The organism is Pseudoalteromonas gelatinilytica (assembly GCF_001641615.1).
GTDB lineage: Bacteria > Pseudomonadota > Gammaproteobacteria > Enterobacterales > Alteromonadaceae > Pseudoalteromonas > Pseudoalteromonas gelatinilytica.
On the sequence record NZ_LRRU01000020.1, the window covers coordinates 813581 to 828839 of the forward strand.

The 15259-nt window shown below is 40.9% G+C and carries 12 protein-coding genes; 2 read left to right on the forward strand and 10 right to left on the reverse strand.

The features are described 5' to 3' along the window. Window positions 1-2: 2 nt before the first annotated feature. From NH153_RS16640 to pyrC, 4 genes are all read right to left on the reverse strand, one after another. Window positions 3-773: a DUF3450 domain-containing protein gene (locus NH153_RS16640; protein ID WP_063705924.1), complete on the reverse strand. Its 771-nt coding sequence runs from the start codon at window positions 771-773 to the stop codon at window positions 3-5. A 473-nt stretch (window positions 774-1246) separates the two neighbouring features. Beyond that, window positions 1247-1861 carry a response regulator transcription factor gene (locus tag NH153_RS16645; protein WP_063705929.1) on the reverse strand — a complete coding sequence of 205 codons (615 nt, stop codon included), beginning with the start codon at window positions 1859-1861 and terminating at the stop codon, window positions 1247-1249. 434 nt (window positions 1862-2295) lie between these two features. Continuing rightward, complete coding sequence (locus NH153_RS16650) at window positions 2296-2505, reverse strand: cold-shock protein (protein WP_036967526.1); 210 nt, start codon at window positions 2503-2505, stop codon at window positions 2296-2298. Between the two features lie 340 nt (window positions 2506-2845). Next, window positions 2846-3892, reverse strand: a complete 1047-nt coding sequence (gene pyrC / locus NH153_RS16655) for a dihydroorotase (protein WP_055196831.1) — start codon at window positions 3890-3892, stop codon at window positions 2846-2848. Window positions 3893-4083: 191 nt separating this feature from the next. On the opposite strand from pyrC, the gene NH153_RS16660 reads away from it, so the two are divergent. Next, window positions 4084-6453 (forward strand): EAL domain-containing protein, encoded by a 2370-nt coding sequence (locus NH153_RS16660; RefSeq protein ID WP_063705931.1) that lies wholly within the window; start codon window positions 4084-4086, stop codon window positions 6451-6453. A 43-nt stretch (window positions 6454-6496) separates the two neighbouring features. Here NH153_RS16660 and NH153_RS16665 read toward each other — a convergent pair whose 3' ends face one another. Further along, window positions 6497-8776, reverse strand: coding sequence for an acyl-CoA dehydrogenase (locus NH153_RS16665; RefSeq protein ID WP_063705933.1), 2280 nt, complete (start codon window positions 8774-8776; stop codon window positions 6497-6499). Between the two features lie 168 nt (window positions 8777-8944). On the opposite strand from NH153_RS16665, the gene NH153_RS16670 reads away from it, so the two are divergent. After that, window positions 8945-10795, forward strand: coding sequence for a M2 family metallopeptidase (locus NH153_RS16670; RefSeq protein WP_063705935.1), 1851 nt, complete (start codon window positions 8945-8947; stop codon window positions 10793-10795). A gap of 57 nt (window positions 10796-10852) precedes the next feature. Here NH153_RS16670 and NH153_RS16675 read toward each other — a convergent pair whose 3' ends face one another. From NH153_RS16675 to NH153_RS16695, 5 genes are all read right to left on the reverse strand, one after another. Continuing rightward, complete coding sequence (locus tag NH153_RS16675) at window positions 10853-11641, reverse strand: putative porin (protein ID WP_062564210.1); 789 nt, start codon at window positions 11639-11641, stop codon at window positions 10853-10855. 221 nt (window positions 11642-11862) lie between these two features. Then, on the reverse strand, window positions 11863-12237 hold the full coding sequence (locus NH153_RS16680; RefSeq protein WP_054551567.1) for a PH domain-containing protein: 375 nt from the start codon (window positions 12235-12237) through the stop codon (window positions 11863-11865). 2 nt (window positions 12238-12239) lie between these two features. Further along, window positions 12240-13148 carry an ABC transporter ATP-binding protein gene (locus tag NH153_RS16685; protein ID WP_063705937.1) on the reverse strand — a complete coding sequence of 303 codons (909 nt, stop codon included), beginning with the start codon at window positions 13146-13148 and terminating at the stop codon, window positions 12240-12242. Continuing rightward, window positions 13145-13963: an ABC transporter permease gene (locus NH153_RS16690; protein WP_063705939.1), complete on the reverse strand. Its 819-nt coding sequence runs from the start codon at window positions 13961-13963 to the stop codon at window positions 13145-13147. Before NH153_RS16690 ends, NH153_RS16685 begins: the two co-directional genes overlap by 4 nt. A gap of 115 nt (window positions 13964-14078) precedes the next feature. Beyond that, window positions 14079-15257: a cystathionine beta-lyase gene (locus tag NH153_RS16695; protein WP_063705941.1), complete on the reverse strand. Its 1179-nt coding sequence runs from the start codon at window positions 15255-15257 to the stop codon at window positions 14079-14081. Window positions 15258-15259: the final 2 nt, after the last annotated feature.

Here is a 15259-nt window from a genome sequence, read left to right on the forward strand (position 1 = left end):
GATTACTCCGCGCCGAAGATTGGTAGTTTAACAAGTTCTAATGTCGCTTGTTTACGCGCCATACGGATAACTTCTTTAACAGGTTTTAGGTATTCTTCACCTAATTCTTTCCACTGTTTAGTGTTGTTATCCCACACCCACGCGTGCTTAAGGTCAAAAGACTGAGCTACGTATGTGATACGACCTAAACGACCGAAGTCAACGTTGATGCTCTTACCATCGATCTCAAGAGTACCTTGAGAAGCAGTTACAGCTGAGCTGTATGCAGTTTCAACAGTGTAAGCTTCAAGAACTTGGCGGAATTTTTCAGATGTAGTAACTGATGCTGACGCCATGATGTCACGAAGTCTTTCAACACGTGTTAAACGGTTTTCAAGATTGAACGGAACGTCCGCTTTGATGAATTGCTCAAGCGTATCGATCATGCGATACATCAAAGGCACAACGTTTTGTTTCGTGTTATCGATAGTTGCGATTTGACGGTCAAACGATTCGATTGAAGCGTTTTGGTCAGCGACCAAACGTGCTACGTGATCGTTATAAACCTTCATTAGCTCAGTTTCGTCAACAACGCTACGGTACTCAGCGATTAGCTCTTGAGTTTGACCATATACATTGTCAATTTTAGTTTGAGACTTAACAGCAGCCTTTTGAATTTGTTGACCTGCATCTTGCACATCTTTCAAAGGATCTGCAATCACATTGCTGCTTGCAAATGCAAAAGCGCCAACCAACGCTGATGCTACAAGACTCTTTCTGATTTTAACAGACATAGTTCCCAACCAATTAAGTAATGTTACTTTTATAATTTAATTACCCTCCGAAGAGGACAACCCTGATATCTTTTAATAGATATCAACCCTCCAATAATGCTAAATGCATCAGAGTCTGTCAACTTGATGTTCGGCTTTCATCGGAAAAATTTGGTGACTCGTCGTTGAGATGAAAATAACCAAAACAACGAATTAACAAAAATATAACAGAGGTATTCAACTGCTACTTCTATAGCCCTTTACTGGCGAACATTGCATTCATGTTAGGTTCAAGCTTAAACATAAATGTAACATTTTATGAAAACAGAAAGAGCTAAAGAAAAATGAAAAAAAATTCAGTTTATTCATCTAAAAAATCTATTTTGCAGAATTTTTATGCACCGAGCTTACATTACTGCTCAATATGCAGGCAAAACAGACACTAAACACAAGAATGAGAGAGTTGAATTCTCTCACCGCTATGGGTGAGAGAATTAAAATACAGCGCGGTCTTTTACCAGCTTTGCAAGTGAGATAATTGAATCAACTTCAAGCTTTTCAAATATTTTCGCTTTGTATGTACTTACCGTTTTGTTACTAATGAAAAGCTTTTCACCAATATCTTTGTTCGATAGGCCTTGGAGCAAATAATTCATCACCGCGAGCTCACGTTCTGTTAGTAACTCATCGATGTCTTTTTCAGAGGCAATAAGATGCTCTTGCGGAAAGAATGTATAACCACGCAAAATCATTTCAACAGCAGAAGAAATATCTTCAAGACTTTCAGCCTTATTAACAAATCCCTGTGCGCCTAGTTTCGCAGCTGTGCGGATGATGTGTTTGTCTTGCTTTGCAGATAAAAACAATACTTTGCCAGTAAAGCCACTACTGACTGCACGCTTATATAAGCTAAAGCCATCGGAGTCTTCTAACTCGATGTCTAAAATCGCCAGCGCTACATTATTACTTTTTAAAAACTGCAATGCTTCCTTTTGACTTCCAACAGCTTGTACTTCATTCACCAGAGTAGACTTTGCAAGTACCATCTTAATTGCTGTTGCCACCATCGGGTGGTCGTCTACCAAAAGTATATTGTTTCCTATGCTCATCGATTAGCAAACCTTCATTATATTTCATCAAACCAGTATAAGTTACTCAGCATTTTTTCCATATGTGGATAGGTTAAGTTTAGCGGGTTATTTCTAGATTGGTGAAAAATAACTGTAAACTTTCCTTCGCGGTTAACTTTCATGTTTGATCAAAACTACTAACTAAACATAACAGCTGATGTCATGTTAAATAAAATCCCATCGGTACAGCATATAATACTTTAGTTATGGAGAGTAGCTTTTAGGGCATAGATCGTGAACTTCTAGCTTAAGGGCTGACTAAATTAGTCATTTTCAATGCCTTTGGAGGAATATAATTTCGGTACAATTAGAGTGATATATGGTGAAGGGTAAACGTGGGGTTGTTAGGTATTAAAATGAATTTTGGTGAAACAGAAACTGTTTCACCAAAATGCTCAGGTTCACATAAATAATTATGCTACTTCTACGTTCTCAGCTTCAGGGCCTTTTTGACCTTGTTTGATGCCGAAAGATACTTGCTGACCTTCGCTAAGAGTGCGGAAGCCTGTACCTGTGATAGCGCTGAAGTGTACGAATACGTCAGGGCCATTTTCTTGTTCAATAAAACCGAAACCTTTAGCTTCGTTGAAGAACTTAACTTTACCAGTAACCGTGTTTGACATACCAAATTTTCCTGTAAGTCAATTATTAAAATTCAGCCAATATGGCTCTATCCTCCCTGAGTGAATGCCCAATAAACTTGGGGTAAAGTACAGGAAGAACCAATAACCAAACCGGTAACCGTACAGCCGCACATTATCCGTAAATTCAATACGCAAAAACTCAAAGCAATTTAAGACTAACACATTAAATAGTTTTTAGCTCTAATAATCGAAAATAATTTTAAGGTCAACCGCCTAAACAAAAATATATGACAGTACTATTTATAAACAATTAATATTCAATGAAAAAAGCCCATCAAATTGATGGGCTTTTAATTCTAAATTTATCGCTTGCTAAAACTTATTTAACTTGCCAATCCATTTGCGCTTCAGCTTTGATTGGTACTACTTCTGAATCACCTAATTTATAGCTTGCAGGTACTGTCCAGCTCTCTTTTACCAGTGTAATCGTATCTTGGTTACGAGGCATTCCGTAAAAGTCTGGGCCAAAGTGGCTTGCGAAACCTTCAAGCTTATCTAAAGCACCGGCTTCTTCAAAAGCTTCTGCATAAAGTTCAATAGCTGCGTGAGCAGTATATGCACCAGCACAACCACACGCCGCCTCTTTTTTGTCTTTATAATGCGGTGCAGAGTCAGTACCTAAGAAGAATTTTTTGCTACCGCTTGTTGCAGCACCAATTAGCGCTTGCTGATGAATGTTACGCTTAAGAATAGGCAAGCAGTAATAATGTGGGCGAATGCCCCCCGCCAACATATGATTGCGGTTATAAAGAAGGTGATGAGCTGTAATGGTTGCAGCTACATTCTCTGGTGCATTATTCACAAACTCAACCGCATCTTTTGTGGTGATGTGCTCAAGCACAATCTTAAGGCTAGGAAAGTCATTTACTACGTCCGCTAGAATTGTTTCTAGGAAAACCTTCTCACGGTCAAAAATATCGATTGATGAATCAGTTACTTCACCATGCACTAATAGCAACATACCCACTTCTTGCATTGCTTCAAGTACTGGGTAAATGTTTTTGATTGATGTCACACCTGAATCTGAATTGGTCGTCGCGCCAGCTGGGTACAACTTAGCAGCAACAATTTTACCTGTTGCTTTCGCTTTTTTGATTTCTTCTGGTGTTGTTTTATCTGTTAGGTAGAGCACCATTAATGGCTCAAAGTTACCTTGCGGGCCCGCAGCTTTAATTCGCTCATAGTAAGATAACGCAGTGTCTGTACAGGTTGCCGGTGGAACAAGGTTAGGCATGATGATCGCGCGGCCCATGTAACGGCTTGCATCACGAACGGTATCAACGAGTTGCTCGCCATCACGTAAATGAATGTGCCAATCATCAGGGCGTGTAATTGTTAGAGTTTGCATCGAATTTAAATCTGACATTGCTGGTTTCCACGGCTAAAGTTAGGGGGATAGCGTAAACGTTGAGCAAATAACCTCGCTTATTCACTCAAGTCCATATTCAGGTGCCTAGTTTACACCAGTTCCAGTTTTTTTTGAAAATAACTTTGTGGATAGTTTGATAGTAGGTTAACGTAATAAATTAATACAACATTTCGGTTACCTTTTAATCTATGCCTAAGAGTTTAGACGCTGCTTTTGCACTTGAGGTCAAAACAGACCAACTACATATTATTAATCAGTTTTCATCATCTGTGATGCAATTAGACACAGTTGAAGAATTGTTAGAATATGTCACGTCTGAAGTGGTAAGCCGCTTAGGCTTCATAGAATGTGTCATTTATTTAGCAGATGATAAAACGCGTACCCTCAAAGAAATGGCGTCTATTGGCACAGCAAGCAGCCATGATACATATCATATTGACCGTACAGAAATCAGCTTTGATCAGGGTATTACGGGGTATGTCGCAAGCACTGGTAAGCCGTTAATGATTGGCGATGTCAGTCAAGATCCGCGTTATATCGCAGATTCTCGCCCTGCTCTTTCTGAGCTTTGCGTACCATTAGTTTACAAAGAAAAAGTTCTGGGTGTCATTGACTGTGAGCACCCACAAAAACATTATTACAATGATGCGCATTTAGAGATTTTATCAACAGTGGCGCATCTATTAAGTGCTAAGATAAATCAAGTTCGCACCGTAGAAGACTTACAGCAAACCGTGATGCAGTTAAACGACGCGCAAAAACTTGAACGCTGCATGCTGCAAATCGCTAACTTAACCTATCAATCAAGCGAGCTAGATAGCTTCTTTGAGTCTTTACATGGCATTATTACCTCTTTGCTGAGGGCAGATAACTTCTTTATTGGCCTATATGACAAGCAACTAGATGTGCTTGATTTAGTTTATATTATCGAAGAAGGCGTGCGTTCTAACGCGCATAAGAAAATATCGAAAGAACAACTAAAAGACACCGCATCTTATTATTTATTAAACATCGACCAATCCTTACTTTTTACTAAAGAAGAGTTTCAACAGCACATTGATGCAGGTCATTTTAAAATGGTTGGTCGTCAGGCCGAATCTTGGCTGGGTGTACCATTTAAAGTAAATGAGCGTATTAGTGGGGTTATCGCCGTACAAAGTTACAGTAAAAGCTATCACTATGACGAACATGACCGTGCCTTACTTACGTATGTCAGCCGCCAAATTAGCATGGCAATAGACCGTCAATTATCAAGACAAGAGCTTGAGCACCGTGCTCTTCACGACGAATTAACCGGTCTTGCCAATCGCTCGTTGTTAATTGAGCGTATTAAACATGCCATTCTGCGTCTGGCAAGAGCAGATAAACGTCACCAACATGCCCTGCTCTATCTAGACTTTGACCGCTTTAAAAGTATCAATGATTCATTAGGTCATGAGGTTGGCGACCACTTTTTAGTAAAAATCTGTGAGTTGATCTTAGGTACCATTCGCAATACCGATACCTTTGCCCGTTTGGGGGGCGATGAATTTGCCATATTTATGGAAAACATCACCGATAAACAACAAATTAATGATGCCCTTGAACGCATTCAACAGGTTCTCGCTGAGCCCCTCGATATTGATGGTCATTTATTGCAAGCATCAACAAGTATTGGTGTTGCGTTTTGTGAAAGCAGTCGCGATCAAGCTTACAAGCTATTGCAACATGCCGATGCTGCAATGTACGAGGCAAAGTCGTCAGGTCGAGGCAAGGTTAAGTTTTTCAACAATACAATGCGTAAAAAACTTAAAAATCATGCAGATATAGAAAATGATTTACAGCATGGTATTGAGCATAACGATTTTGAACTTTACTACCAACCAATTTTTACTATTCAAGATGCACAGGTTGTTGGTTTTGAGGCACTTGTGCGCTGGCATCACCCAAGTAAAGGCTTTGTCTCACCAAATGATTTTATTCCCGTTGCTGAAGACACAGGCCAGATTATTAATCTAGATTTACATTTGCTTGAGCTTGCTGCAAAGCAAATCGCAAAGTGGACGAGTGAAGGTAAAGCATTTGGCAGAATTACCGTAAATGTATCATCACGTCATTTTGCAAGCCTCGACTTTGTGGCACAAATTCATGCTTTGTACTCTAAATACAAGCTTCCTTTGGGCTCGCTGTGCTTAGAAATTACCGAGTCAGGACTAATTGGTAATTTAGAGCTCGCTACAAAAATCATAAAAGGCCTTGAGCCTCTTGAAGTAAAGCTATGTTTAGATGATTTTGGTACTGGCTACTCTGCGCTTGGTTATTTACACCAATTACCTATCCATATTTTAAAAATCGATAAAAGCTTTATCGATCATTTAAATAAAGCGCATAACCCATTGGTTGATGCCATTTTATCATTAGCTCAATCGTTAAATCTCGATGTTGTTGCTGAAGGGATTGAAACAGAAAAACAATTAGCAATCTTAAAGCAAACTCAATGTAAGTTTGGTCAAGGCTTCTTAAAAGCGAAACCTATGCCAGCCAGCGAAGCAGAGAAAGTCATTACTCACGGCCTATAAAAAAGCCTTGCAAATGCAAGGCTTTGTTTATTCTAACAAGAGTTTACAGCTCGCCGGGGGCGAAGTTATCAACGGCTATTGCTTGTTTACGTAGCTCATTGGCTTGATTCATTCGCTCTGCAACGGTTTCGTTAATCAAGTTTTTCTCTTTCGCTGCAGCAATTGCGCCCTCAAGCTCAAGGGTTTTCGCAATAGTGCCTTCTTTTTGCCATTTACGAAGCTGCTTAAAGTCTTCATGGGTATCAATCATGGCTAAAAAGGCATTTTCCATGACACCCGTGCCTGCATTTTCATCGACATAACAAAGATGGGTTAATCTGTCTCTAAAGACCCCTGGTTTGCTCATGTGCTCACACATTGTTTGAGCTAACTCATCGCTTGGACGGTGGTAATGATTACCTAGTGGGAAGACAATACGTTTGAGTAAAAAATTAACCACAGGATTAGAGAAGTTTTTAAAGAAGCCATCGAATGCCTGACCAATGCAGAATAACGAATGCTCTACTGCATATTGCACAAAAGGTAGGTCCGCTTGCTGGCGTCCTTCATCTTCATAACGTTTCAGTACACATGAAGCAAGATATAAGTGGCTAAGCACATCACCTAAACGAGCCGAAATCATCTCTTTACGTTTTAACTCACCACCTAACACTAACATCGCAACGTCAGTACAAAACGCTAAACCACGACTCATCCGGCTCAACTGTTTGTAGTAAACAGTGGTTGCGCCACATACAGGGGCTTTAGCGAAGTAACTACGCGTTAAACCGTGAACAAATGCCATACCTGCATTACTACCTGCAAATAAAATATGTTGCAGCAGTAATGAGTCGAATTCTTTCAAGGCAACATCATGGTCTTCCATTGCAGCCGCTTCCATTTCTTTTAAAACAAACGGATGACAGCGAGTGGCACCTTGACCAAATATCATCAAGTTACGAGTCAAAATGTTTGCACCTTCAACGGTAATCGAAACTGGGATCCCCATATAACCATGAGCTAAATAGTTATTCGGCCCAACTTGAATACCTTTACCTGAATGAATATCCATAGCGTCGTTCATAACTGTACGACCCATTTCAGTCATATGGTACTTAGCTATGGCGGTAACCACAGACGGACTTAGTTTTAAATCAATCGCCCCTGCAGTCATTAACCGTGTCGCTTCTAAGGTGTAAGTCAAACCACCTATGCGAGCAAGCGCCTCTTGAACACCCTCAAATTGGCCAATCGACACACCAAATTGTTGGCGTACGGTTGCATAGGCAGATGTCATTCTTGAAGCCAAGTGGCCAGTTGCTGTACTAAGCGCTGGTAACGAAATACCACGGCCAGCACTTAAACATTCAACTAACATACGCCAGCCTCGACCAGCGCCTTTTTCACCACCAATGATCCAATCAAGCGGAATAAACACATCTTTACCGTACGTTGTGCCATTCATAAATGCCATATTTAAAGGGTAATGACGCTCACCTGTTTGAACACCTTCATGGTCTGTCGGAATAAGCGCACATGTAATACCAAGCTCTTTTTTATCACCTAATAAACCCTCAGGATCGTACATCTTAAATGCAAGACCCAGCACGGTGGCAATGGGTGCAAGGGTGATATAACGTTTTGACCAGTTAAGTTTTAAACCAATCACTTCTTCACCGTCATGCATGCCTTTACACACAACGCCTGTATCAGGAATACTGCCTGCATCCGAACCCGCCTCAGGGCCCGTCAATGCAAAACAAGGTACATCATCACCTTTAGCTAAGCTTGGCAACCAACGCTCTTGTTGCTCTTTAGTTCCATAATGAAGGAGTAATTCGCCTGGACCTAAGCTATTTGGTACCATTACGGTAACCGCAGCGGTTAAACTCTTAGTGGCAATTTTCGATACGATGGTTGAATTTGCAATCGCCGAAAACTCGCGACCACCAAACTTTTCAGGAATGATTAACGCAAAGAACCCTTCTTTTTTTAGGTAGTCCCACACTACTTTTGGTAGGTCTTTATCTTTTTGTACGATTTGATAATCATCAAGCATGGCTAACAAGGTTTCGACTTGCTCGCCCATAAATGCGCGTTCTTTTTCGCTTAATTCAGGTTTAGGAAAACGATGCAGTTTTTGCCAATCTGGGTTACCACTGAATAGTTCACCATCCCACCAAACATCACCCGCTTCCATAGCTTCACGTTCTGTTTGCGATAACGGCGGCAAAACTTTTTTAAACATACTAAACGTAGGTCGTGTGACAAGATTGATGCGAATGTCTTTCACAGCAAAAATTACAATCACAGCAACCAGTAACAGAATGATTACGGTCGTCATTGTGCAATCCTTTTATTTTAATTAACTGGTTCAAGTATGACTGATCGTGCCATAAATACAACGTAAGCGGCTCTTACCTAGGTTGTTTTTACCGATGCAGTTTGTTGTTTACTAAGACACTGCTATTATGCATGGGCAATAAATAACAATAAACTTCTAGGGAACGTTATGAAAAAGACTCCATTTAAGCTCAGCATGAGCGCACTTATGGTCGCAAGTGCACTAGCACTTACTGGCTGTAATGATGACGCTGCAAGCACTAAAACAACGACTGCTGAAGTCAAAACAAGCCAAGTAACAGCACAAGATGCCACTAAATTTATCGCCGATACTGAAAAAGAATTAAGCGCGCTTTATTTAGAAGCAAGCCGTGCTGAATGGATTTATGCCAACTTCATCACCCATGATACTGCTGAACTATCTGCTGAAGTAAATCGCAAGATGACTGAAGCTGTTGTTCGCCTTGCTAATGAAGCTGCAAAATTCGATAGTTTAGAGCTTGATTACGATGCGCGTCGTAAACTCGATAAACTTAAACTAGCGCTCACCTTACCTGCGCCACAAGATGCTGAAAAAACAGCTAAGCTTTCACAGCTAGTGGCTGAGCTAGGGGGTATTTATGGTAAAGGTAAATACTGTAAAGAAGATGGTAGCTGTTTAAGCCTTGGCGAGATGACTGCGAAAATGGCAACGAGCCGTGATTACAATGAATTGCTTGATTTATGGCAAGGCTGGCGTCAAGTTTCAAAGCCTATGCGCCCGCTTTATGAGCAACAAGTTGCACTCACCAATGAAGGTGCAAAAGAGCTAGGTTATGCAGATACAGGTGCTATGTGGCGTAGTAAATACGACATGCCAGCCGATGATTTTGCGAAAGAACTTGACCGCATTTGGGGCCAAGTTAAACCACTTTATGATTCATTACATTGTCATGTTCGTGCCAAGCTAGGTGAAAAATATGGCGAAGATAAAGTACCACAAGACCAACCTATCCCTGCACACTTACTAGGTAATATGTGGGCACAAACGTGGGGTAACATCTACGATGTTGTTGCACCAGAAAATGCCGATCCTGGTTATGACGTAACTGAACTATTAGCTGAGCACGATTACGACGAACTTAAAATGGTACGTGGTGCCGAGAAGTTCTTTACATCAATGGGCTTTGCACCACTACCAGATACCTTCTATGAGCGCTCACTTTTCACTAAACCACAAGACCGTGATGTGCAGTGTCATGCATCAGCATGGGATATCGATAGCAAAGATGACCTACGCATTAAAATGTGTATTCAACGTACAGGTGAAGAGTTCTCTGTTATTCACCACGAGCTAGGCCATAACTTCTATCAACGCGCATATAAAGATCAGCCTGTTTACTACCAAGAAAGTGCGAACGATGGTTTCCACGAAGCAATTGGTGACACCATTGCGCTTTCTGTTACACCGGGTTATTTAAAAGAAATTGGTTTATTAGACGAGGTGCCTGATGAGTCAAAAGATATTGGCCTGTTAATGAAAATGGCTTTAGACAAAGTAGCATTTATTCCATTTGGTTTATTGGTAGACCAATGGCGCTGGAAAGTTTTCTCAGGTGAAGTAACGCCAGAGAACTACAACAAAGCGTGGTGGGAATTACGTGAAAAATATCAAGGTGTCCAAGCGCCTATCGCACGTAGCGAAGCAGACTTCGATCCAGGTGCCAAGTATCACGTACCAGGTAACACGCCTTACACACGTTATTTCTTAGCGCACATTTTACAATTCGACTTCCACAGAAGTTTATGTGAAATTGCTGGTAACAAAGAAGCGATTCATCGTTGTTCAGTTTACAACTCTGCTGAGGCGGGTGAAAAACTAAATGCAATGTTAGAGATGGGTTCAAGTCGCCCATGGCAAGAAGCTCTTGCGACGATCACTGGTAAAGAAGAAATGGATGCAACAGCAATCTTAGATTACTTTGCACCGTTACAAAAATACCTTGATGAGCAAAATAAAGACCGCCAGTGCGGTTGGTAATTATAAAAACGAAAAAGCCCGCATTATGCGGGCTTTTTTATATCATCAAATTAATGATTAAAACTGTAAGCTTACGTTTGCAAAGTATGCATCGTAATCTGAGTCATCCCAGTTGTTTGCATAACCAGCTTTTAAGCCTACGTTTTTGTTAAAGAAGTGCTGTGCACCAAAGCTGTAGTCATCTTCTTTATTAAACGTTACAAATGCTGACGTTGCTTTAGAGAAGTAGTAGTTAGAACCTAGTTCCCAAGAGCTACCGCTATCGTCTGTATCTGAGATTGTACCTTCAATTGTTAGGTAGTTACCTTGTTGAAGATCCATGAAGTATTTTGCATTTACTGCACGGTAATCAAACTCATCGTCAGCTGTGAATGTGAAACCTAAGTAATCAGTGCTGTTAAGCTGGTGATTGTATTTAAGGTCGAACATTACAGTGTTGTCACCGTCTTCTACGTCGATAAATGTTGCTTTAAGAAGAAGGTTAGGATTAAAGAAGTAACCTGCAGATACATTGAATAAATCAGTATCTGAACCGTAATCGTAGTTGCTATAACCCGCACCAAATACAAAATCTTGTACGAAGTATTCACCACCGATGTTAGTTACATCACCAAAGTCATCATCTGCGTACGAACCAAACACGTTGGTTGTTCTGTTGATGTATTCAAACTGGTCGTAAGGACCCATTGTTTTCTTTGGTGCGAAGTAATACGTTGAATCAACGCTTACAGTGTCGTTGCCATCGGTGTCCATGTACCCTAAATGGCTAATTGATTGGTAACTATCCGCAGCAGTCGCGGCAGTTGACAGAAGCATACTCGAAATAATAACTGCTAACTTTTTCATAAACAGATTTCCCTATTAACATTGTTTCATTGCTGTTGAAAACTAGCCTGATGGCTAAGTTGGGCACATGCTAACGTGAGAAAACTGAATGGATACTTAACTAAGCAGTTGTTTTTACTTGATTAATTGTAATAAAGTGTCGGCAAATGTAAAGAAAAAGTTGGCCGAAACTTACGTCTCCCAGCCAACTTTTAGAGAAAAAAGTAAAGCCTCTCAGTACCTTATAAAGCGAATTGGCTTATAATTCTATAAACCTCATTAATGTTATCTCCTGCTTTAAAGTCTTTACTGATTGGCGTTGGATCTGAACCAACCCAAATTTTCAGTTCAGCATCCAGATCAAAATGCCCAGCACTTTCTTTACTAAACTTAGTGATTTTTGAGTAAGCAATGCTCAGCATTTCAACTTTAGAGCCAGTAACACCTTGTTTATCAATAATAATTAATCTTTTATTGGTAAAGATGAACATATCTCGAATAACTTTATAGGCTTTTTGTACTGTTTCACCATCAATCAGCGTATTGGCAAGTAGTTCTTCTAAATCATCATTATCGACTTCACTTGCGTTACCCATTAATCCGCTTAATAAACCCATAATTAGCTCTCCTTATGAAAAATTTGATTTTCGAGTGTGTGACCATTCACTAGTTGACGATACTGCCAACCTTGTTGATAACAAAAGTGTAGAAGATTGATATCAAAAGGCTCTGCGGTTTTCTCAAACTCGATCACATATTCTTTTGCTTGGCTCATATAAACATGATGTACATGGGCAAGGCTTGCAAGCTTTGCTTCGACATCATCATAGTGTTGATTTAACTGCAGTGTAATAAAGTGTTTATTATCTTGCGTGCTAGAACGGGCTTGATGCTCACTTAACACCCCTTTATCTAGGTGTAAAACCCCAGAGCATAATCGCTCAAGCTCAGTTAAGTCATGGGAGCTTAAAATAAATGTTGCTTCGTTACTTAAAGAACTTACCAGCTCCCTTACCTCACGAGCATGAATTGGATCAAGGCCTGCAGTTGCTTCATCAAGCATCACTATTTCAGGTGAACCAATTAATGCCTGTGCAATCGTCACTCGCTTACGCATACCATGAGAAAGATCATCCGGTCGCTGCTTAGCCACTTCTGACAAACCAACCAGCTCTAGAACACGAGCCGTTTCTTTTTTTCGAACCGCACCACTGAGCCCTTGTAATTGACCATAAAAGTTAAGTTGATGCGCAATACTAAAACGAGGATCAAGCTGGGCATCTTGTGGTAACGCGGTTAGCTTACCAAATAACGCCGCACTGCCTGGGCTGTGCCCCATGACCGATAATTTTCCTGAACTTGGTAAAATATAACCACATAACAAACTGAATAACGTTGTTTTACCCGCCCCATTTGGGCCAACTAGCGCTACCGGCGCTCCTTTCTTTATTTCAAAGCTAACGTTATCGAGCGCTCGTTTAGCCCCGTAGTTTTTTGACAAGCCTTGTGCCTGAATTAAAACGGTCATAATGAGCTCCTTGCAAAAATTCGTTCTCCAGCAAGCAGTAACACTGCCGTTTGTAAAAGTGGTAAACCTAGAGCCAGTGTGACGCCGGCACGTTGACCTGCCATTAAATCAAGTTGATAGCCGGGAAATATGTAATTTAAAACCTCAAATGCAGGCCATTGCCACGTCAGTAAGCCAATCACAATATTACCGCCAGCAAAGAACAAAATAGCCAATACAAAAGCAAGACGCGATGAACGGGCAAACGTGTTCAAAAAGCTCATCAAGGCAATAAATGGCATAACCGCAACAAGCAAATAAAATAACAACATAAAGCTTCGCGATAAGCCAGAAAGCAACAAACTTGGCTCACGATAGCCAAGCATTGCAACCGTTGCCATCAAGGTAACAAATAACAATGCCGCTAAAATGAGTAGCTGCCCTAAAAAGCGGCCAATAATAATTTCTGAACGAGTCGCTCTAAGTGATAAAAAGCGCAACGTACCTCGTTGTCTGTCGCCCACTGTTTGGTCACTACATAAAAACAAACAAAAACTTGGAAAACTAAATAAAGCAATCAACCAATAAACGGCCAGTTCAGATTCAGGCCAATCAAGTAATTTACTGATGCCAATGGCGCCAAATGCTTGCCTAGCAAAATCGGCAAAATCAGGTGAGCTAATCAAGGTCACAGATTGGGCAATGGGATAGCGTAAAATAAGTAGCCAACAAATGGCAAAAGCGGCAACCGCCAACAAACCACGTTTGGTTAGAAATAGTCGTACCAGCTCAAATTGTGCAATTTGTGCAAGTCGTTTAGGATGTAACTGCGTCACTCATAATCCTTAATGAATTTTATTATTAGAATTACACTAAGTTGAAACAGCTTGAATTACCAGAAAAAAAAGACCCGACAAGCGGGTCTTATGTAACAAAGTATAAACTTTTAACCTAGAGGTGGCTTTCGTATACTGCAAGCGCTTGGTCAAGGTCAGCTAGTAAATCTGCTACATCTTCAAGGCCAATGTGAAGTCTTATTACTGGGCCTTGCGACCAACCCGTTTCAGAGCGAAGCCCTTTCATGCTGAGGTTTGCCGTGACTAAGCTCTCATAACCTCCCCAAGAAAATCCCATTTTAAAATGGTGGAGGCTATCTAAAAACGCATCAATCGCTTGTTGATTACCTTGCTTCATTACAAATGAAAATAAGCCATTACTGCCATCAAAATCTCGTTTAAAGAACTCATGACCCGGGCACGTTGCAAAAGCGGGATGGCGAATATGATCAACCAATGGGTGTGTTTCAAGCCATTTAGCCACTTCGATGGCGGCTTGTTCATGCTGTTTTAAACGCACAGCCATAGTACGCAGACCACGTAGTGCTAAATAGGCATCATCCGCAGAGGTACATTGACCAAGTAGGTATGAATTTTCGCGAAGGGTTGGCCAATACTTTTTATTGGCAACCGCCACACCCATCATCACATCAGAGTGACCCACGATGTATTTTGTTGCAGCTTGAATACTAATATCAACGCCATGCTCAAGCGGTCTAAAATGCAGACCATTACCCCAGGTGTTATCTAGCATGGTCATTACACCGCGCTCATTAGCCTTAGCAACCATGGCTGGCACATCTTGCACTTCCATAGTGATTGAACCTGGTGATTCTAAAAACAATACGCGGGTGTTATCTTTGATAAGCTCACTAATTCCTGCGCCAATTCCCGGCGGGTAATAGGTTGTTTCAATGCCTAATCCAGCCAGTATTTTGTCACAAAAATCACGGGTCGGCTCGTAAGCAGTATCCACCATTAAAATATGATCACCCGTTTTCACAAACGAGAGTAGCGCATTGCTTATTGCAGCCGCCCCTGATGGATATAGCGCACAGCCTTCGCCGCCTTCAAGTTCAGTAATCGCTTCTTGCAGAGCAAAATGTGTGGTCGTACCGCGACGGCCATAAAATAACGTTTTGTCACCTCGCTTCTTAGCCGCTTCTTTTAAATCAGCCACCGAGTCGAATACCACTGTTGATGCGCGTTGCACCACAGGGTTCACAACTCCTTGTGTATATGCTTTTTTACGCCCTGCAGAGACGATTTGGGTATTTTTATTTGTCTTTGTCATAA